The 20,483-nt window shown below is 43.5% G+C and carries 17 protein-coding genes; 8 read left to right on the top strand and 9 right to left on the bottom strand.

What is annotated here, in order from left to right:
* Window positions 1-183 precede the first annotated feature (183 nt).
* The 5 genes from K8B83_RS11790 to K8B83_RS11770 form a co-directional block, all read right to left on the bottom strand.
* Complete coding sequence (locus K8B83_RS11790) at window positions 184-747, bottom strand: LutC/YkgG family protein (protein ID WP_223417253.1); 564 nt, start codon at window positions 745-747, stop codon at window positions 184-186.
* 1 nt (window position 748) lies between these two features.
* Complete coding sequence (locus K8B83_RS11785; protein ID WP_223417252.1) at window positions 749-2,137, bottom strand: lactate utilization protein B; 1,389 nt, start codon at window positions 2,135-2,137, stop codon at window positions 749-751.
* Window positions 2,138-2,145: 8 nt separating this feature from the next.
* Window positions 2,146-2,892, bottom strand: coding sequence for a (Fe-S)-binding protein (locus tag K8B83_RS11780; protein ID WP_223417251.1), 747 nt, complete (start codon window positions 2,890-2,892; stop codon window positions 2,146-2,148).
* 651 nt (window positions 2,893-3,543) lie between these two features.
* Window positions 3,544-4,452, bottom strand: a complete 909-nt coding sequence (locus tag K8B83_RS11775) for a DUF3307 domain-containing protein (protein WP_223417250.1) — start codon at window positions 4,450-4,452, stop codon at window positions 3,544-3,546.
* Window positions 4,445-5,095 carry a SatD family protein gene (locus K8B83_RS11770; RefSeq protein ID WP_223417249.1) on the bottom strand — a complete coding sequence of 217 codons (651 nt, stop codon included), beginning with the start codon at window positions 5,093-5,095 and terminating at the stop codon, window positions 4,445-4,447. The genes K8B83_RS11775 and K8B83_RS11770 overlap by 8 nt, the downstream gene beginning before the upstream one ends.
* A gap of 477 nt (window positions 5,096-5,572) precedes the next feature.
* Here K8B83_RS11770 and K8B83_RS11765 point away from each other — a divergent pair, with 477 nt between their 5' ends.
* Window positions 5,573-6,445: a hypothetical protein gene (locus tag K8B83_RS11765; protein ID WP_223417248.1), complete on the top strand. Its 873-nt coding sequence runs from the start codon at window positions 5,573-5,575 to the stop codon at window positions 6,443-6,445.
* An 80-nt stretch (window positions 6,446-6,525) separates the two neighbouring features.
* On the opposite strand, the gene K8B83_RS11760 is transcribed toward K8B83_RS11765, so the two are convergent.
* Complete coding sequence (locus K8B83_RS11760; protein ID WP_223417247.1) at window positions 6,526-8,280, bottom strand: protein adenylyltransferase SelO; 1,755 nt, start codon at window positions 8,278-8,280, stop codon at window positions 6,526-6,528.
* A 1,811-nt stretch (window positions 8,281-10,091) separates the two neighbouring features.
* Between K8B83_RS11760 and K8B83_RS11755 the strand changes: the two genes are divergently transcribed.
* The 4 genes from K8B83_RS11755 to K8B83_RS11740 all read left to right on the top strand — a co-directional run bounded on the left by K8B83_RS11755 (window position 10,092) and on the right by K8B83_RS11740 (window position 14,302).
* Entirely contained in the window at window positions 10,092-10,766 is a 675-nt protein-coding gene (locus tag K8B83_RS11755; RefSeq protein WP_223417246.1) for a hypothetical protein, read from the top strand.
* A gap of 525 nt (window positions 10,767-11,291) precedes the next feature.
* Window positions 11,292-11,726: a hypothetical protein gene (locus tag K8B83_RS11750; RefSeq protein ID WP_223417245.1), complete on the top strand. Its 435-nt coding sequence runs from the start codon at window positions 11,292-11,294 to the stop codon at window positions 11,724-11,726.
* 476 nt (window positions 11,727-12,202) lie between these two features.
* A complete protein-coding gene (locus tag K8B83_RS11745; protein ID WP_223417244.1) occupies window positions 12,203-13,177 on the top strand; it encodes a DUF1852 domain-containing protein in 975 nt (324 codons plus the stop codon).
* Between the two features lie 72 nt (window positions 13,178-13,249).
* A complete protein-coding gene (locus tag K8B83_RS11740) occupies window positions 13,250-14,302 on the top strand; it encodes a methionine synthase (protein ID WP_223417243.1) in 1,053 nt (350 codons plus the stop codon).
* An 87-nt stretch (window positions 14,303-14,389) separates the two neighbouring features.
* Here K8B83_RS11740 and K8B83_RS11735 read toward each other — a convergent pair whose 3' ends face one another.
* From K8B83_RS11735 to K8B83_RS11725, 3 genes are read right to left on the bottom strand one after another with little or no spacing between them, the layout of a single operon-like run.
* Entirely contained in the window at window positions 14,390-14,929 is a 540-nt protein-coding gene (locus K8B83_RS11735; RefSeq protein ID WP_188740158.1) for a response regulator transcription factor, read from the bottom strand.
* Window positions 14,930-14,948: 19 nt separating this feature from the next.
* Entirely contained in the window at window positions 14,949-16,283 is a 1,335-nt protein-coding gene (locus K8B83_RS11730; RefSeq protein ID WP_223417242.1) for a sensor histidine kinase, read from the bottom strand.
* Between the two features lie 19 nt (window positions 16,284-16,302).
* Window positions 16,303-16,746, bottom strand: a complete 444-nt coding sequence (locus K8B83_RS11725) for an Lrp/AsnC family transcriptional regulator (RefSeq protein WP_188740156.1) — start codon at window positions 16,744-16,746, stop codon at window positions 16,303-16,305.
* 172 nt (window positions 16,747-16,918) lie between these two features.
* Here K8B83_RS11725 and K8B83_RS11720 point away from each other — a divergent pair, with 172 nt between their 5' ends.
* From K8B83_RS11720 to K8B83_RS11710, 3 genes are all read left to right on the top strand, one after another.
* Window positions 16,919-17,995 (top strand): ornithine cyclodeaminase, encoded by a 1,077-nt coding sequence (locus K8B83_RS11720; RefSeq protein WP_188740155.1) that lies wholly within the window; start codon window positions 16,919-16,921, stop codon window positions 17,993-17,995.
* A complete protein-coding gene (gene ctlX, locus K8B83_RS11715; protein ID WP_188740154.1) occupies window positions 17,995-18,918 on the top strand; it encodes a citrulline utilization hydrolase CtlX in 924 nt (307 codons plus the stop codon). Before K8B83_RS11720 ends, ctlX begins: the two co-directional genes overlap by 1 nt.
* 76 nt (window positions 18,919-18,994) lie before the next feature.
* Window positions 18,995-20,401 (top strand): alanine/glycine:cation symporter family protein, encoded by a 1,407-nt coding sequence (locus K8B83_RS11710; protein ID WP_188740153.1) that lies wholly within the window; start codon window positions 18,995-18,997, stop codon window positions 20,399-20,401.
* Window positions 20,402-20,483 lie beyond the last annotated feature (82 nt).

Here is a 20,483-nt window from a genome sequence, read left to right as displayed (position 1 = left end):
GAGTCAGTTAGGTCGACGTGTGAGTCTGGTCGATGTGTCAGTTGGGTCGACGTGAGAGTTGGGGCGACGAGAAACTAGCTAACACGCTTTTGCTCGAAAACAGATGCAAAGCACTTATCTAAGCTGGCTTATGTTAGTAACCTAACATGAGCCAGCCTTGCACCTATTTACCTTCGGATAACACTAATACAAATACACCTGAAGGCTGCATGCACCGTGCGCCCCTACAACCAGTGCTTGTTCAATATCTGCCGTTTTAGATGGGCCTGCTACAAACACACCTAATTCTCCTTGTGCTAAAGACACTTGATTCACAGCTTGGTGCATATTGGCCACCAGCGCCTTTTTAGGTAAGGCTAAAATCAAGTTCTCACAAATAAATGGCGTCACCCGGTGCTGCGTTTGGCTCACCCAAATAGCGCCGTTTTCAGCAACACCTAACTCCCCCGCTAAAATGGCATAATCAATATCTGCCAATTCATGAGCCGTATTCGGTACTTGACGATTACCGCTAACCCCCTCAACCAATGACAAGACTTGTAAACCTTGCGCCATTAATTCATCGACTTTGGCTTGTAATGCCGCCAAACCGCCTTGTTGATGTAACTCTCCCGCAACAGTAGCGAGGCTGGCTGCAAAGGTGTCAACTAAAGGCTGTGGTGTCACCTCTATATCGATTATTGGCATCGGATGAGCGGTTAATGCTGACTGTTTTAACGCTGATAAAATACTGTTTTTGCTCGACATATTAACGACTCCGATTTTTAGCATACCAAGTAGCAAAGCTTGACTCTGGCGCAACAGGCAACTCGCGATATTTACCCCAAGCACCACTAAATGGCTTAAGTAAACTGCCAGGTAACACACGCAAAGCCAGCCTTGCCGCAGACATTGACGTATTCATCATGGCTTCATTTGCCATAAATCGACCAACCAAAGGCATATAACCGCTTTTGCCATAAGGTAAAGTCTTAGCTTCTGCTTTTAAACGACGGTGATGAGCAATTATTTTGTCTAATGGCACCTTAGTTGGGCATACATAAGTACAACTGCCACATAGAGTGCAGGCCCACGGAATTGAGTTTGTGTCGTCATGCTGCGCCCCAACTGCAATACCAATTGGCCCTGGGATGGTGTAGTTATAGCTGTAACCACCAGAGCGACGATATACCGGACAGGTGTTTAAACAACCACCGCAGCGGATACACTTCAATGATTCGGCTAAAATTTTATCCTTCATCATTTCAGTACGGCCATTATCAACAATGATCACGTGCATCTCACCGCCCTGTTGCGGACCACGGTAAAATGATGAATAGGTGGTTACTGGTTGCCCTGTCGCATTACGAGCTAAAGTACGCAGCAATACACCAGCGGCATCCATATTTGGCACCACTTTGTCGATACCCATAGAATGCAGTTGCAGTTTAGGCAAGTTAGCACCCATATCGGCATTGCCTTCGTTGGTACACACCACAACAGCGCCTTGATCTGCAATGGCCATGTTAACGCCAGTCATTGCTGCATCAGCCGTTAAAAACTTCTCTCTTAAATGGGCGCGGGCAGCACGGGTTAAATACAATGGGTCTGATTCACCCTTTTTAGTGCCCAATTGTTGATGAAACAACTCACCCACTTCTTGTTTTTTCATGTGGATGGCAGGCACCACAATGTGCGATGGCGGCATCTTAGCTAACTGAATGATCCGTTCACCCAAATCGGTATCTACAACTTCAATACCATGCTGTTCTAAAAATGGGTTCATGTGGCATTCTTCGGTAAGCATCGATTTAGATTTAACTAAACGTTTAACCTGATGCTTTGCCAATATATTTAATACAATTTGGTTATGCTCTTGGCCATCTTTGGCCCAATGCACCACAATGCCATTGGCTTGACATTGTTGTTCAAATTGCTGCAAGTAATCTGTTAGGTGAGTTAAGGTATGCAGCTTAAGCTCTGAGCCAAGTTGTCTTAATTGCTCCCACTCTGGAATACTCGCCGCAGCACGGTCACGCTTTTCACGCAGTAACCATAAGGCTTTTGAGTGCCAATCGACGCGGGTTTCGTCACGGCAAAATATATCCGCTTTATGTGAATGCACCTTTGAGCCAGATGCAGAATATAATTCAGTCATGGTGTCTCCTAGAGGGCATCGTTAATGATTTGGGCAATATGGCGGGTTTCAATGGCCAATAATTGACGGCGGATCATGCCGTCTAAATGCAATAAGCAAGATGGGTCAAAACCTACAGCATATTTAGCCCCCGTTGCGGCGTGAGCCTGCGCTTTATCTTTACCCATTTTGGCCGACACAGCGCCCTCATCAACCGCAAAGGTTCCGCCAAAGCCACAGCATTCATCAATACGCGCCGGATAAACAATCTCAAGCCCTGCAATCTTGCCTAATACGGCCTCGACTTTATTAAAACGCTGCTTACCCATTTCCTCTGTTGGTGTGGCCAAGTTGAGCATACGGATGCCGTGACAGCTCATTTGCAGGCTGATTTTTTTGTTTATTGGTCGTGCAAAGCCTTCAATTGGCGCAATATCATGTAAAAACTCGGTCAACTCATAGAGTTTATTAATCACATCTTGAGCCTCTTGGCTGCTGTCAAACTCATGAAAGTTTTCTTTGGCTGCAACCAGGCAACTCGCAGCAGGGCAAACAATGGCGTCACATTCAACGCCTTTAAAGGCGTTAAGCAACTTAAGCGTGGTTTTTTTGGCTTCAGTAAAACAACCCGAATTGGTCATGGGTTGGCCACAACAGGTTTGCCCTTGCGGAAAAACCACTTCATGCCCCAGCTTCTCCAACACTTGCAGAGTCGCGATGGCCACTTCTGGCATCATTTGATTAACTAAACACGGAATAAATAGCGCTATTTTCATAAGATAGTATGTTCCCCAAACGCGTTAATACTCATTAACTTAGCAAACTGTTTTCACCCAAGTTAATGGCTAACGACTTATTATCGAGTCAACAATGTATGCTTATACCCTTATAAAATGTAGTGCTTATTTAGCAAATATCGCGACAGACTTTTTCATTTTTATGGTGAATAGATCAACAACAATGACATAAATAGTGCGATTTTTAACCTCACGTCAACGATGCCTGCGACACAATGTCGCAGATAGTGCTTTTATGATTGTGACTTTTTCATCAATTTTGCAAAATCAATTTAAGGGTAACGTCAGTGACTTCCCCCTTTTTAACAATCTTGCTAAATGGACTTATTCACACTGATGTTAATCTAGCGGGTACAACGCTTTGGCATTGTTTGATTGTATTTAGGGCTGAATTTAATCTTGATTGAGAAAAACTTAATTGAAATTACAGTAACGCTTAATTGAATATAATCAACTGTCTACACAATGCTTGGTGACTATACTCAGCGTTTATCTGTTATGGGAATGGAGATAAACGCTGATTATAGGTATCGCTTTTAATCTGCATAAGATTATCGAGCCTCTATCGTTTTAGAGGCTTTTTTTTATGATTTTTTTTTTGCCATCACAATAGCGTCAGGCTGAGGTTATTTATTTCAGTTTTACACCTAAACCCAATGACACTATCGCCCCTATTAGGGTTGTGATCACCACCGACAGTAATGAGCCAATCAATACATACTCTGTCATGCTACGGTTAGCTGATTGATTTAACTCACCAAATCTGAATATCGACTTAGCGGCTAATACAACCCCCACAGCGGCATAGCTGCCCACCAGCGCAAACGTCAGTATTAATAATCGTTCTAGGTAACCAATCAACTCGCCACCGGCAACTAAACCACTGACATTCGTCGACTCATCTTTAGCAGGGCTAACAGAGATAACAGGCGCCGCAGCACTGTTCGTGACGGTTTGAGTATCCATTTCAGCTTGAGTATCCGTTACCGCTTGAATATCAGCTTCTGTTTTTGCTTCTGTTTTTGCTTCTGTTTTTGCTTCGGTATAGTCCGCAGGGTTAACGATGGGATATTTGTTTAACACAGCACTTATTACAATGGATGTAGGCTTAAGGATCAGCAAATAAGCACACACCACTAACACGCCATTAGAGAAATGTTCATGCTGCAACACGGCATCAATCGATACCCCATCGGTGACATGAAACGCAATCGCTGCCAGTACCAACACATGCAAAGCCTGATCAATCACAAAGTAGGCTACATTATTGCCCTTGGAAGTGGTCACCTTCCATAAATCGATCACAAAATGCGTCACGGCAACAATCACAACGAGGCAAAGCGTTGAACGCCAATCAATGTTTAGCACCAACGCTGGCAGTATTAACCCTACCCCATGTAACACCGAGTGTAAGTACAACTTTGACGAACGATAAGTGTGCGCTTGTTTAGCTTCGATCCAGCTGTCAGGCTGAAGATAAAAATCACAGATAATGTGGATCAATAAAAATGGAATAAGCACGCCGAAAAAATCAGTCATAGTTGAGCCCCGCAACTTTGTCGACAAACCGACAATTAAGCTCATTAATCAATGGCCAACCTGATGCTTTAAGTGATTTACTGGTAGTAGCCGTCGCGATATCAAGCTTTTCTGCAAGCTCGCTAATTGATAAGTCTTCACGTGCTTGCAGCATGGGCAGCATGACTTCACATTGACGCGCGGTTAGTTCGGTCAGTTGTTTATCAAGGTACTTAACCAACAAGTCAAAATACTCTGCCAATGCTACGTTATCTGAGCTGAACAATAATCGGTCATGCTTAAGGCCATTAAGCCCTCGGCCAGAAAGCACAAAGGCAGGCCCCATTGACTCCGACACCGACTCACGCAGCTCAGCATGCGCAGCAATGGCAAAACTAATGCGGCTATCAAAGGCTTTACCCAGCGCTTTTATGCCAATGCGGTAGACAATGGTGTATCTCAACGCATTTTCAATATCATGCACCACTGACTGAAACTCATCTCCGCGCTCAATACTGTGCGCATTGGCGCTATGCCCTTTACTTATCCATGTCTGGATAGATTTAATCCGTTCAAGCAGATGCTCAAATTGAGTTGATGTAAGCTTGGTTGAGTCAACAACATCGCCGACAATTACCGCGATAGGCTTATAGGTAGGCTCCACATAACGCTCCTTTGTTTGCAGACTGACACTAATTTAGCCACTTTCGGCTAATAATGCAAATTTAGCCTTTTTTGGCTAATAGCAATTGATAACCCAAGCCCTATCGATAAATTTAGCCTTTAATGGCTAAACATTAACATTTAGCCATAAACAGCTAATATCAATTGTCGTTTTATTATGCACAGAGCATTGGGTTTTAAGATTTGGAACTTAGGTTATTTAACCTGAGCTCGGGATAAGGGATGAACTTATACTATTTAAAATCAACATGTTACCCATTCTCACTTTCAAGCTTGTCATTTGTTCTGCTAACAAGGCGAATTGACGCGTCAATAGCTAGCCTATTGTAAGTCGATTCAACGCAGTGAGCAGGGCAAAGGACTGTTTGAAAGGCATTTATTATCCCGAGCTCAGGTTATTTACATTGCCCACGGATCAATATAATACTGCTACATTCTTCGAAAGTGAGAAAACTCGATGCTACGAATGGTAATGATGATCACGGTATTACTCACTGGTTGTAGTACCCAACAGCCAATAGAACATATACCCGATGAACAGTACGTTTCAGCGCAAGAGCGTATTCTTAAAAAACTTTTTTTAGGTAAATCGAAGCAAGATGTCCTCAAACTGATAACTTACCCACGCATTCATGCATTTGATGTTATAGAAGGCCAGAGTACTTACTCTTATATTGAAGCAATCAATGTCAACACCAACGTCAACATCGGTCTTTACTTTAAAGACGACACATTACAATCAGTCATGTTAGATGACGATGTTCGTGACTTATTCTCCTGCAGAACGCTGTTTAAAACCAAAAGAAAACACTGGCTAAGTGCAGGGATAACACCCTACCATGATTGGATAAAATCAAAAGACCAATTAAGTAAGGGGCTTAATTTTCGCGTTAATCATCCAAAAGCAACCACAGACAAAACGCCAGTCAATACAGTGATAGCCAATACCTTAACGCTCATTGTGTATTCACCCGCACTGCTCGTCGCTGCACCTTTTATGATTCATGATGAAATGACTGGAAAGAATGAAAATGAGCAGAAAACCATTACGAATCGCTACGAGCTAGCAAGCACCATTCAACTCGGCGACACAGAAACACATATACTCGCCGTATTAGGTCAGCCTGAGCAAACTCATTCTGTAATCGATACCAACGTATTAACCTACAACAGACCGTCTTATTCTTACGGTATTAAAGACGGAGTCGTTGTTTGGATAGAACATTTTTCAATGTTTGAACTCTATACCAGGCAGTTTGACTATGGTGATATCCTTTATGGAAAAACAGATTGTGGCAGTTTAGATGAATTTTGGAAGGCAACGCCTTAAGCCTTCCTACTGTTATTTATCAATTCACCAATCGAGTTTGTCGTCGATACTAAATCGTTAACTAAATCGTTAACTAAACTTTATGACGAGCAGCTCAAGTGCGAACAGCCACCGACCCCAAAATATTCAGATGCCTTAAGGCGATAGTATTTGTCCTCAACCTCTTGAGATTGCTCAGCATAAGGATTGGTCATCACCGCCTGTAATTCGCGCAGCAAGGTATAATCCCCCTGGCTCGCTTGTTGATATGCCGGCACCAACAACCACTCGCGCAAGCTATACTTAGGGTTAACCTGTTTCATCTGCTTAACGATTTCGTCACGGTTGCGAGTCAATTCGCTAGTTTCATCGCTAGAGGCATCGCTATTGGCTTCTTTACCGAGCAGCGACTGCCACTGTGCTAGCCACGCCACCCAACGTTGTTCCAACCCTTTTGGTGTTTGCGATAAATCTCGATAAAAGCTTTTTGCCAGTGGGCCAATATCATCAGGTAACGATGAAAGCTCACGGAAAAACAGGGTGTAATCCACTGGTGTTTGCTGCATCAATGTTTCAAGCTCATTAAATAGCGCGGCATCAAACGAGTTAAGCCCAAGCTTGCTCGCCCACATCTGCTCCATTTGGGTTTGCATCTTGGTAGAAAAGTCATTAACCAATTGTTGAAGCTCATCTAAACCATCAGCTTCATTTGCTAGCAATGGACTTAATGCGGTACAAAACATCAAGTAGTTTCGCTCAGCCGCGGCGTCTTGATTTAAAAAGGCAAAGTGCTGCCCGCCGCCGGTCCATGGTTGATATTGTGGGTTAAACACATCACAAAAACCAAACGGGCCGTAATCTAGGGTAAAGCCACCGGCGGCGCAATTATCACTATTAAAGTTACCCTGGCAATAACCCACGCGAACCCAGTTAGCTACCAGTGACGTTAAACGATTACGGAATTCACTTGCAAGCTTGAGTACTTTATCGCGCAGGCAAAGTTGCGGGTCGATAACATCAGCGTATTCACGATCAATTAAATGCAGCACCAACTGTTCAAGCTCTGCCATCGCTTGGGGATATTCATGTTTGCGAGCACGGCGACCAAAAAGCTCAAGCTGCCCTACCCGAATAAATGACGGTGCTACACGAGTCGAAATCGCCACGGCTTCGGTGATCATTCGGTCAGGATCTTGCTCACGCGAACCCTCAGAGTACCAAGGCCGCTGCACCGTTTCGGATTTAGACACATATAAACTGAGCGAGCGCGACGTGGGCACACCCAGCGCGTGCATGTGTTCTTGTGCTAAAAACTCACGCACACTCGAGCGCAATACCGCGCGGCCATCGGCTCCACGGCAATAAGGCGTACGACCACCGCCTTTAAGCTGCATCTCCCAACGCTTACCATTGATAAGCGCTTCAACCACCGACACCGCTCGGCCGTCGCCGTAGCCATTACCGGTTCTAAATGGGCATTGTTGAATGTATTCGGTGCCGTAAATAGACAAGGCATAACCACACGCCCACCCCACTTTACTCATTGGCTCGGGGACGTTTGACAGATCACCAGAGAATAAGCGCATAAAGTCGGCAGACTGCGCCATGCTATCGGCAAAACCCAACTCACTAAAAAAGCGGCTGCTGTGTGCTATGTATTCAGGATGTTCAATCGGTGTCGGTTTTACGGGGACATAATGGCCTGAAAACACTTGCCGCGGCGCATGGTCGTCGCCATTTACTGTTGCGTAAGGATCGCGGTTAAGCGTATTCATCAATGAATAGTCAACCAACTGAGCGAGACAGTCGACTGTCTCGACAGTAACGGGTATTTGCAGGGACAGTTGATGAGTCATAGAGATACCTTGTTGTTTGAGTCGAAGGGATGTTTGTTATGGTCAAGCTCCCCACGGTATGGTTTATCGTGTCGACGATGATTTATTCGAGTTCTAGAAGCGGATCTTTTCAGCATATATGTCAAAAGCCTGCACTGTGATAGTTGAAAGAGCCTGAAAGAAACAAATCTATGGTAACGACAGCTTGTACTAATGAAAAGCAGACTTTGCTACATCTACAAAATTGATATCTTGTAATAGGGATAAGGTGTGTTTTTATACTTATGTACTTATGTACTTATGTACTTATGTACTTATGTACTTATGTACTTATGTACTTATGGCCTATGGCCTATGGCCTATGGCCTATGGCCACAAACATCGTGGCGCTTCGCTGACTCCGGAGTTAGATTAAATGTTACTCTGATTCAATTAAGGTTCATTAACCGTCGTCCCGGCAACGCTTTTGAGCCGGGATCCAGGTGTTCGTTTTTGTGCTTATGTACTTATGGCCTACGGCCACTAACGTCGTGGCGCTTCGCCCACTCGGGGTTAGATTAAATGTTACTCTGATTCAATTAAGATTCATTAACCGTCTTCCCGGCAACGGTTTTAAGCCGGGAACCAGGTGTTTGCTTCTACTTTTGTACTTATGGCCTACGGCCACTAGCGTCGTGGCGCTTCACACATTGCAAAACATATAGCTGTAAGGTTTTATTTGGCTTCAACATGGCATTCACTTACCGACACGCGCTAGTACATCCATGTAGCTCGACCGACCCGTCCATGGGTCGGACGGTCGGCTCGCAAACCACCATGATGAAGCTGTTAATGTTTGTCTTATCAGCAAGTTTTAAAGAATAGTTTAGTGAGGTGCATGCGTTGGTCAGGTCACGTATTCTTTTGTAAAATGTCTTCAACGGCCTCAAGTTCAGAGTTGAATTTGGGCTGTTTGCAAGCAATATACGTAACTTATCCATGTACACAGATTGTGTTTAAAATATGGCCACTAACGAAGTGGCGCTTCGCCCACCAGAGTAAGAGTGTCCAATGAAAGTAAGTCGCTACTCTAGATGCTATCTAACGCATTTTTGGATGCAAAATTTATAAAAATTCAAATCAAACTAAATTGAGGTGTTAGGCAACGATACTCAAATGAAATCACTGCTATGACACGCGGTAACCCCATCCATGGGCGCTCTGCGAAAACATCCATGTTTTCGAAGGTCATAGCCGCGATGACATCCGCTGTATAGCTATCTTCGATTCAACCTTATTTGTAATTGGAAGATCTAACGCATTTTTGGATGGAAGCTTGTTAGCTGCTTTGTCGTCGTCCCGGCAATGTTTTTAAGCCGGGATCCAGGTGTTAGCTTTTGTTGTTTGGTCGTTTTGTATTCATGGCCTGCGACCACTCACGTAGTGGCGCAACGTCCAGCGTTAAACTGCATCTTAACTGACTTAAAAATATCGGATAAATATCCTGTGTATGCCATATTACTCACCTTTATGTTGTATGTACTGTAAACAAAAACCGTTGTAATGGTTTTTAGTGTTTTTTTAGTTAAATCGGGTAGTAAGTAAACTAAAGCAGTACGATAAATAATTTTATTTACTCCATAACCACGTGAATTAATTGTATTTTTATTTCCTGCCGAATATTGCGCCAACTTTTAACGCCAACCTCACTTTTATTTGTCAGTGGCGTTAAATAAAACTGCTTTACATCAAGAAGATAGTAAATGTAGGATGTTAATAATCAATAAGTTAAAGGGCCGACTTTAAATTTATTTTGCCCTTCAATAAGCTGTTATGAGTAAGGGAGTGCCAATATGAAAGGTGAGCCTATATATGTCGAGCATCCGAGGGATTCTCACTCGAGAATTGGCGGACTTCATTATGTTTACTTTGACATTGCTCAAGATGAATATGTGAAATGCCTAGAAGTTGAGGCCATTGATGATTCTGATATGCATGATGGTGAAAAATCAGAGTTATCTGACAAGGCAACCGAGCATGCAGTTAAGGCAATCATTTTCTCTGCACTTTGTGTGGAGGCCGCAATCAATAATTATTCTGGAATTCATTTAGGCGACAGTTATAGCGAGAAGCATCTTCATAGTATGGATGTGATTTCCAAGTGGGTTGTTATTCCAAATCTTGTATGTGGAAGAACTATTAATAAGTCGGGCCCTGCATTTGGTTCCCTTAAGAAGCTTATTTCAGCGCGAAACAAGTTGGTTCATAATAAGTCGAAAGAATTTAGCCCGGCAGATCCAAATTTGGCGGAGAGCCTTGAGAAAAGAGATTTAGCCTTTAAATCTGATTTTGAAAATTCACTACGCGCTCTTTATCTAATGTGCATGGAGATGGACTTTCTACTTGGGCAAATGCATAACCCTATTCGAACGCTAGACATTGAGTTTAGCCCGCTATTAGAAATACCGGATAAGGCAAAGCCATTATTTAACGAGTGCAAGAAGATTGTTCTTAACCTGCACTCATAATCGGGTAGCCGGAGGTTTCTAGCCACCAGCCCCCTGCATGCGGCTTCGCACACGACTGAATGACCAATGATGATCCAGGCATCAACATGACATTCTCGCAATCCATGGCGGTCAGATTCAGGAGGTAGAGCAACGCAGGAGCATGTTGCCGAGGGCGGTTCATTTACTCTTTTTGAAAAATGACCTAACTCACTTTCTGGTTAGCTAGTTATTACAATAATGAACTGCGATCCATCCATCTCTTAGTGAATGTAATACTGCTTTCTTCACTATTTATTCAAGCTTGGCATTGCTCAATATTTTCTGTGTTCCTGGGCTTTTACTTGTGATACCCAAAACACTTCAACCACGCCTCAATTACCCTAAAGCGCACTAAGAAATAAACAAAACTTCATGTTAAATAATAATCTAAACACCACTAAATAATTGAATCAAAATATAAACTCAGATATTGTTTATTCATTAATCAAAATGAATTTAAAAACGAGTAATTCTACAGGCTCGTTATATGCACTAAGGTCACGGATGAAGCAATATTCAGTCGTTAAAATTAAAAAGTTGAATCGTGAGTTCACATTTAATGAAAAACACATGGGTACACGTTCTCCCAGAGTTGGTGATATTGCGACTATTATTGATGTCTATGACGGAGCTTTTGACCTTGAGTGTTGCGACAAAGATGGCTGTACAATTTGGTTAGAAATCTTTGATTCAAAGGACGCTGAATTTGAAATTGTAGATGATTTACCTTCAATTAAATTATCTCAAAATGAGTTCATAGAATTATTTGAGTTCATGGAAAAGGCTAACGAATTATTTCATCAACCAATGAGGTATTCTAATCCTGATAAAGTAAAAGAATTTGCGCAGGCTAATTACCCTTTAATTAAAAAGTTTTACTATGAAACTCTGTGGGATAAATTACCAGAAGCAGAAAAAGAACGACGACTTGATGAGTAACGTACATGTAATCGGGTAGCCGGAGGTTTCTAGCCCCCAGCCACCCACCCCCTGCATGCGGCTCCGAATTTAGTGGGCTCAGGCCATAAGTAAATAAGCACAAAACAAAGCAAAACACCTGAGGCCCGGCTCAAAAGCCTTACCCGGACGACGTGTGAGAACGGGACGATATTAGAGTTGAGGCGACGAGAAACTAGCTAACAACCAATGCTAACCTCAGGCGACTGCCTATACTAATCATGCTATTTACTAATGATGAATTTCACTCACGTTGCAGGTGAAATAAACCCGTTTTTGTTCATGTTCCAAACCACGTATAAATATCCCAAGGCTTACCAAAAATGCTTATTTAAACACGATATTAAGCTGCTGGTGATGACTAAAATACGACAATCCAGGCGCTGATATCGACTGATTTAGCCATCAGAGTTATACCGCTATAGGGTTTGGACTAAGACAAATGGGAACACAACATCATGAATACACATTTTACTTTTACCCTTGAAAGCATTTGTCTTGATGAACATTATCATCCATCAGACAAGACCCGCGTCACCACCAATTTTGCCAACTTAGCCAGAGGCAGTTATCGTCAGGAAAACTTACGCAATGCGTTAAAAATGATTAACAATAGTTTTAATGCCTTAGCGCATTGGGATAACCCCAAAGGCGATCGCTATACAGTCGAACTTGAGATTATTTCGGTTAACATCAATATCGAAGGCGGCGGCCAAACCTTTCCATCGATTGAGATCTTGAAAACCAATATCCTTGATAGCAAAACCAATAAACGCATTGACGGTATTGTTGGCAATAATTTTTCATCTTATTTACGCGATTACGACTTTAGCGTTTTACTGCCAGAATATAACAAAGGCAAGCCGACATTTACGGTACCAGCTGACTTTGGCGAACTACACGGCAAACTGTTTAAATGCTTTATTAACTCAGACAGCTACAAACAGCACTTTACAAAGCCGCCGGTTATTTGTCTCAGTGTGTCCGACAACAAAACCTATTACCGCACAGAGAATCAACACCCTGTACTAGGGGTTGAATACCAGCCAAATGAATCGTCATTAACAGAGCAATATTTCCAAAAAATGGGCTTACAGGTACGTTACTTTATGCCGCCCAACAGCGTGGCGCCACTGGCTTTTTATTTTGTTGGAGATTTACTCAATGATTACACCCACCTTGAGCTGATCAGCACAATTAGCACAATGGGCACTTTTCAAAAAATCTACCGCCCTGAAATTTATAATGCCAATGCCGTGGCCGGTAAATGCTATCAACCCAATTTGAATAGCCAGGACCACTCGCTCACAAAAATTGTCTATGACCGTGCAGAGCGCAGCCAACTGGCAACTCAGCAAGGCAAATTTGCTGCTGAGCACTTTATCAAACCATACCAAGCAGTGCTTGAGCAATGGTCTGCTAGTTATGCGTAATCGCTAGGCTTGAAAAACCACTCTGTTTAATCGCTACTTTACATGTTTAACCCAATTTATGGCATTCATACTATGAACACATTGCTTAATAAGACACTGTTACCAACATCTACTGCGGGCAGTTTACCTAAACCCTTATGGCTAGCCGAGCCTGAAACGCTCTGGTCACCCTGGAAATTACAGGGGGATGAATTAATTGCAGGCAAGCAAGATGCGCTGCGCTTATCACTGCATAATCAACTGCAAGCAGGGATTGATATCGTTAGCGATGGCGAGCAAACGCGGCAGCATTTTGTCACCACCTTTATTGAGCACCTCAACGGCGTTGATTTTAATAAACGTAAAACCGTTAAAATTCGTGACCGTTATGATGCCAGTGTTCCCACCGTTATTGGCCCAGTCAGTCGACAAAAGTCAGTGTTTGTTGAAGACGCCAAGTTTTTACGCCAACAAACTACGCAGCCGATAAAATGGGCACTTCCTGGCCCCATGACCATGATAGATACACTGTTTGATGATCATTACAAAAGCCGCGAAAAGCTCGCCTGGGAATTTGCCAAAATACTCAATCAAGAAGCCAAAGAACTAGAAGCGGCGGGAGTCGATATTATTCAATTTGACGAGCCAGCATTTAATGTGTTTTTTGATGAGGTTAATGATTGGGGTATTGCCTGCCTAGAAAGAGCCATTGAAGGGCTTACCTGCGAAACCGCAGTGCATATCTGTTATGGATATGGCATTAAAGCCAATACCGACTGGAAAAAAACCTTAGGCTCTGAGTGGCGTCAATACGAACAAGCCTTTCCTAAACTGCAACAGTCGAACATTGATATCATCTCACTCGAATGTCACAACTCTCATGTGCCATTGGAACTGCTTGAATTGATACGCGGTAAAAAAGTCATGGTTGGCGCCATTGATGTAGCAAGCAACACCATAGAAACACCTCAGGAAGTGGCCGATACCCTACTAAAAGCCCTGCAATTTGTTGATGCCGACAAGCTCTACCCTTGCACCAACTGCGGCATGGCGCCGTTATCGCATCAGGTAGCAAATGCAAAACTCAACGCCTTACATGCCGGTGCCGAAATTGTGAGACAACAACTTTTGGCCAAGATCCGTTAAGGTTTCGGTAACACAATAACCGCAAATACAGTAAGCAATAACATCATAAACGAGGTTATTACCTGGCCAATAACCAAAAATAAAAACCTATCTGTTATCCGCCGTTGGCTTTTTCAATAGCTTGCGCTGCAAAGTGCGGCGGTGCATGCCGAGTTGGCGAGCGGTTTCTGATACATTGCCATTGTTATGAGCAAGCACTTGTTGAATGTGCTCCCACTCAACTCGCTTAGGGTTAAGTGGTAACTCTTCAATGTCACCATAGGTTGTTGTGGCAGCGGGCGTGATTAACAATGCATTTAATAACGTTTGGGTGTCTACAGGTTTGGCAAGGTAGTTATCTGCGCCTAAACGTATCGCCTCTACAGCGGTGGCAATACTAGCAAAACCTGTGAGCAATACCATACGTACAGAGGGTAATAATTGCCTTAACGGTTTAATGAGTGATAAACCATTTTGCTCAGCCAGCTTCATGTCCAGCACAATATGGGTTGGCAAACATTGCCTTGCCATCAATAAACCATCACTGGCATTGTGGCCAATGTGACACTCAAAGCCATGTTTACTTAATCGACGAGCTAAAATGGTGGCTAATGCTACATCATCTTCAATAATCAATAATTTATTCATTATTTTTATCGCTTTATTTTTACTGCCCGCTAAGGGGTAAGGTCACGATGGCTTCTGTGCCACCTTGTGCAAGTTGTTTAAGGTGTAAAGTTCCGCCTAACCGCTCAAAGCTGGTATGGCTTAGTAACACCGCAATTCCCATGCCTTTAGGGCTATTAACCATGTGACTGCCAAGCGTGTGTAATAAATGCGCCGCAATGCCTGCGCCATAATCACGAATGGTAATAGTTAAGGCATGTGGCTGAGATAATTGCACACTGATATCGACGATTGCCCCTTGATGGTTGTCTTCACTTGCCTGTGCGCCATTTTGAATAAGCGCCAATAATGCCGGTAATAAACTCATGTCTGTTCGCAATATCGCCGTGTTGACCTGTGGTGAGATATCAATATTTAACCGGGTTTCAGGCATTAACAGCCCCACTTGTTCTGATAACTGCGCAATAAGATCGTTAACCGACTGTTGTTGCCATTTTTGCTCACGGATAGACTCTGTCGCTAAACGTAAATCGCTTAAGGTTATTTCGCAGCGGTTAAGTGCTTGTTGCATCTCGGTGAGTAATTCAGCTTGTTCTGCATCGTGTGTTACATCTGATATTTCATCAACCAATAACCGTAACGTAGCCAAAGGCGTGGCTAATTGATGCGCCATTTGTGCCGATACAGTGCCTAATGCGAGTAGTTTCTCTTGCCTTAATTGCGCTTCACGTAAATAGCCTAACTCAACATTTTTTTGCCTAATACGCTTAGCGATAAAGCCCACGGTAATGGTTAACACCAAGGCTGAAATAACAAAGTTGAACCACATGCCTAAATAATGCGAGCCCATGTTCATGCTGTGATCCATACTGGCGACAGGCGTGTCCATTGCCATTTGGCTCATATTGTGGCCCGCGTGTAAATCAGCATTAGCAGGTGTTGCGGCGTCAGGCATATGATCGGCAATTGTGATAATCATCAGGCTGTAAAACACAGTCGATAACGCCGTTAACGACCAGGGTGCCCACCGAGGTAAAGTAATGGCTGAAATGGCTATCGGCAGCAGTAATAATGACACAAACGCATTGGTGGCACCGCCGGTGAAATACAACCAGTTAGCCCAAAATACTGTGTCGAGTAATAAGGTTAGAAACAATAAACCATGATTGTCGATACTCAGGCGATGAAACCGATAACTAAAGCCCACATAACAGGCTTCAATAATCAATACATAGCTTAAGGTGGTCGGCGGTGTAGTTAACCCAAATAAGTCAGCTGCAAACACAATCAAGCCTATTTTTAAGCCCCAATTAATTAGGCGTAGTAAGGCTAGTTGCTGCTGATTTGCGCTAAAGGGCAGATTAAGTTTGGCCATAGAACCATGTGCCTCAGTGTTATACCGTACTTAATAAAATACTGGTTTCGCTATTAAGCACGCCTTCAATTGAGCGCACTTCACGTAATACTTTATCAAATTCTTCAAGGCTAGTGGCACGAATGTCGGCCACTAAATCCCAGGCACCGTTTGTGGTGTGTAATTTTTCTAACTGCGGGATCCCCCGTAATTTATTAATGACTTGGGTTGTTGAGCGCCCCACCACTTCAATCAGCATGATAGCTCGCACCACATTTGACTCAATTTGCTCATGAGCCCGAATGGTAAAACCTAAAATAGCCCCGCTACTGACAAGACGATCTAGGCGATTTTGTATGGTCCCGCGGGACACATCCAGCAGCTGCGCCAATTTAGAAATGGATGCCCTGCCGTCTTTTCGCAAAATTGAAATCAATTGCTTATCGAGATCGTCGTACAAATAGGGATGAGCAGAAGAATACATGTGTACCACCTTAAACCGTCAATCAAGCTTAGCAAAGTGCTTAATACAACCTAGCATAATGACAAATAATAGTACATTTATTACAAATAATTGCCATTTTGTTTAACTCTGCCAATGACTATCATCTTATTAAATGAATTACCCTGAGTTACAGTCAATAGGAATGAGCAATATGCACACAGTCAATAACACCAATTTAAACAATGTCGGCTTTGTTAGCGTTAGCGATATGCTTTCGCTATTACAACACATTGGCACAGAGGCCTTTTTACTGGGCCTAGTAGAATATCTGGAGCAAGATTATTTGCGCTGGGAACTGTTTGATAAATCACCCCGTTTTGCCAGCCATTCAACCGATGGTGTGATTGAATTAATGCCGACCAGTGACCAACAACAATTTAGCTTTAAATATGTTAATGGCCACCCTAAAAACACCCGCATTGGTTTACAAACGGTCACCGCCTTTGGTGTGCTAGCTGATGTACAGAGTGGTTATCCATTAATGCTGTCTGAAATGACCATACTCACCGCGCTTCGCACCGCTGCGACCTCAGCCATGATGGCCAAATACCTGGCGCCAAAAGAGGCGAAAACCATGGCGATGATTGGCTGTGGTGCCCAGTCTGAATTTCAAATTTTGGCTTTTAAAGTAATACTCGGCATTAACCAGGTGCGCATTTACGATATCGACCGCACTGCCATGCTAAAGTGCCAGCAAAATTTAGCCAACCAAGGGCTCGACATTATCTTATGTGACAGTGCACATGAGGTTGTAAAAGGCGCTGAAATCATTACTACCTGCACTGCAGATAAACGTAATGCCACTATTTTAACCAGTGACATGGTGCAAGATGGCGTGCATATTAATGCGATTGGCGGCGACTGCCCGGGTAAAACAGAACTTGAAGCAGCACTGCTTTTACGCGCTGACGTATTTGTTGAATATGAGCCACAAACCCGTATCGAGGGTGACATTCAGCAACTTGACTCATCATTTGTAGTGACCGAAATGTATAAGGTTATCCGTGGCGATCGTAAAGGCCGTAGCTTTGCTGCACAATTAACCATTTTTGATGGGGTGGGTTTTGCGATTGAAGATTTCTCTGCACTACGTTATGTACATGATTTAATTAAACAACAATCGAGCCACCAGCAACTTGAACTACTCACAAACCAAGCAAATCCTCGTGATTTATTTGGTTTATTAACGCCAGCAACACAAGCGACTCGCTTAGTAGTAGGTGCATAATGGCCATTAATCCACAAGCTCCATCAGCCGTTGTGATGATCCGCCCTCACAACTTCAGTCCAAACCCTGAAACCCTGCCAGACAATAGCTACCAAAGCAGAGATGTCAGCCAAGACCAGGCTTTGCTTGCAACACAGGCTTATGAACAAGTTAGCCAGGCGCAACAACAGTTACAAGCTGCGGGCATTAACGTGCATGTGTTTGAAGACACAGGCACCGACACTCCTGATTCAGTGTTTCCTAACAATTGGTTTTCGACCCACTTAGGGGGCCATGTGGCTATTTACCCTATGTATGCCAAAAACCGTCGTAAAGAGCGTCGCACTGATATTATTGATATGCTAAAAGCCCAATACCGTGTGCAAGATGTTATTGACTATTCAGGCCTAGAATACGACAACATATACCTTGAAGGCACGGGTGCCATGGTACTCGACCATATTGAACGTGTGGCCTATGCGGTGAGATCAAAACGCACAGACTCATTAGCGCTAGAGCGTTTTTGCACACAGTTTAATTTTGAACCTATGGTATTTGACGCTGAAGATGAAGCCGGTGTGCCGATTTATCACACCAATGTCTTAATGTGTATTGGCAGTGATTTTGTCATGGCTGGCTTTAACATGATTAAAGATGTGGCTCGACGCCAACAAATAATAAGCCGATTTGAAGACAGTGGCAGAACCATTATCGACCTAACCGACAAGCAAATTCGCCATTTTTGTGGCAATGCCCTTGAGTTGCAATCGAAAACTGGCCGCTATTTAGCATTATCACAATGTGCCTATCAAGCATTGACACATGAGCAGATTGCGTTATTAAATCAAAGTGTGACTCTGTTACCATTAAATGTATCAGCTATCGAAATGGCTGGTGGTTCTGTTCGGTGTATGCTAGCAGGGATCCATTTATCGAAAAGATAACCCGCATTTACCCATAACAAAGCCTGACAAAGATCTCCTAAAACAATAAAAAAAGACTTATAAAGGAAGTTACTCAATGATTAAAGATTTTGTCTCGTTCGCCAACAATGTGTTATGGGGCGAATACCAGGTATTGATTTATATTTTGGTATTCGCCGGTGTGTGGTTTTCACTGAGGTTACGATTTATTCAGCTGCGTCACTTTGCCTACATGTTCAAAGTCATGAAAGGCAGTACCCAGGGCGATAAATCAGGGATCAGCTCTTACCAGGCCTTGTGTACCGGGTTGTCAGCCCGTGTAGGTACGGGTAACTTAGCAGGCGTCGCCATGGCCATATCCCTTGGCGGCAGCGGCGCCGTGTTTTGGATGTGGGTAATAGCCCTGCTCGGTATGGCAACCGGGTTTGCCGAGAGTATTTTAGGTCAGCTGTATAAAGTACGCGATGATCATAAAGAATACCGCGGCGGCCCCGCTTACTATATTCGCGCGGGGTTAAATAAACCCTGGCTGGCTGTGCTGTTCGCCTTGTGTTTATTTTTAGGTTACGGCATTAGCTTTAGTGCCATGCAAGCTAACACCATCACCGACGCCCTCAATCACACCTTTGATATATCTAGCGTTTACTCCGGAGCCGTTATTACAGCCATAGCAGGTATTATTGTGATGGGTGGCCTGCGCAGTATCGCCCGCTTTGCCGAATTAATTGTGCCCTTTATGGGCCTCGCCTTTATTTTGGCTGCGGTAGCAGTGACTTTAATCAATATTCAACACGTTCCTGCCGTATTAATGGACATTTTTAACTCAGCCTTTGGGTTAACCGAAGCGGGCGCTGGTGCATTAGGCGCAGCAATCAAAAATGGTATTCAGCGCGGTCTTTATTCTAACGAAGCGGGGGCAGGTAGTGTGCCTCACGCCGCGGCGGGCGCAACACCAGTACCTAACCATCCGGTAGCTCAAGGTTATGTGCAAATGCTTGGGGTGTTTATCGACACTATGGTGTTGTGTAGCTGTACTGCCATTGTGATTTTACTGGCGCAAGGTAATATCGGCAGCGAAATGGAAGGCATTCGTATCACACAAAATGCCATGACTCACCATATGGGTATGAGTGGTGATATGTTTGTCGCTATTATTATCACCCTATTTTCGTTTACCTCTGTGGTGGCCAATTATGCCTATGCCGAGAGTAACTTACACCTGTTTAAACTCGATAACATTTATGGCCGTACTGTGTATACCTTGCTGTATTTAAGCATGGTGTATTGGGGCGCCAATGCCACCTTAAAAGAAGTGTGGAACATGGCCGACATGGCTCTGGGCTTGATGACTGTGGTGAATATCAGTGCATTGATGCTGTTAACCCCCACCATTGTTAATTTAACCCGCGACTATCAAGTTAAGCTTAAAGCCACTAACAAACCTGAATTCAAACTGGCCGATGTGAAAATTCAAGGTAAAACCGAAGACGGTGTGTGGTCGTAAGCTAATAAGGCTGAGTTATCACCGCGTTCTTTTAACGTGAGTGAATAAAAAACAACCCGTAATGGCCATACCATTACGGGTT

It is taken from the genome of Shewanella inventionis (assembly GCF_019931735.1).
GTDB classification, from domain to species: Bacteria; Pseudomonadota; Gammaproteobacteria; order Enterobacterales; family Shewanellaceae; genus Shewanella; species Shewanella inventionis.
This window is presented reverse-complemented; position numbering and strand designations above follow the sequence as displayed.

Bases quoted from the DNA above. Each gene is read 5' to 3' on its own strand.
- K8B83_RS11790 (WP_223417253.1), bottom strand. From the start codon at position 747: ATGTCGAGCAAAAACAGTATTTTATCAGCGTTAAAACAGTCAGCATTA.
- K8B83_RS11785 (WP_223417252.1), bottom strand. From the start codon at position 2,137: ATGACTGAATTATATTCTGCATCTGGCTCAAAGGTGCATTCACATAAA.
- K8B83_RS11780 (WP_223417251.1), bottom strand. From the start codon at position 2,892: ATGAAAATAGCGCTATTTATTCCGTGTTTAGTTAATCAAATGATGCCA.
- K8B83_RS11775 (WP_223417250.1), bottom strand. From the start codon at position 4,452: ATGACTGATTTTTTCGGCGTGCTTATTCCATTTTTATTGATCCACATT.
- K8B83_RS11765 (WP_223417248.1), top strand. From the start codon at position 5,573: ATGCTACGAATGGTAATGATGATCACGGTATTACTCACTGGTTGTAGT.
- K8B83_RS11760 (WP_223417247.1), bottom strand. From the start codon at position 8,280: ATGACTCATCAACTGTCCCTGCAAATACCCGTTACTGTCGAGACAGTC.
- K8B83_RS11755 (WP_223417246.1), top strand. From the start codon at position 10,092: ATGAAAGGTGAGCCTATATATGTCGAGCATCCGAGGGATTCTCACTCG.
- K8B83_RS11750 (WP_223417245.1), top strand. From the start codon at position 11,292: ATGAAGCAATATTCAGTCGTTAAAATTAAAAAGTTGAATCGTGAGTTC.
- K8B83_RS11745 (WP_223417244.1), top strand. From the start codon at position 12,203: ATGAATACACATTTTACTTTTACCCTTGAAAGCATTTGTCTTGATGAA.
- K8B83_RS11740 (WP_223417243.1), top strand. From the start codon at position 13,250: ATGAACACATTGCTTAATAAGACACTGTTACCAACATCTACTGCGGGC.
- K8B83_RS11735 (WP_188740158.1), bottom strand. From the start codon at position 14,929: ATGAATAAATTATTGATTATTGAAGATGATGTAGCATTAGCCACCATT.
- K8B83_RS11730 (WP_223417242.1), bottom strand. From the start codon at position 16,283: ATGGCCAAACTTAATCTGCCCTTTAGCGCAAATCAGCAGCAACTAGCC.
- K8B83_RS11725 (WP_188740156.1), bottom strand. From the start codon at position 16,746: ATGTATTCTTCTGCTCATCCCTATTTGTACGACGATCTCGATAAGCAA.
- K8B83_RS11720 (WP_188740155.1), top strand. From the start codon at position 16,919: ATGCACACAGTCAATAACACCAATTTAAACAATGTCGGCTTTGTTAGC.
- ctlX (WP_188740154.1), top strand. From the start codon at position 17,995: ATGGCCATTAATCCACAAGCTCCATCAGCCGTTGTGATGATCCGCCCT.
- K8B83_RS11710 (WP_188740153.1), top strand. From the start codon at position 18,995: ATGATTAAAGATTTTGTCTCGTTCGCCAACAATGTGTTATGGGGCGAA.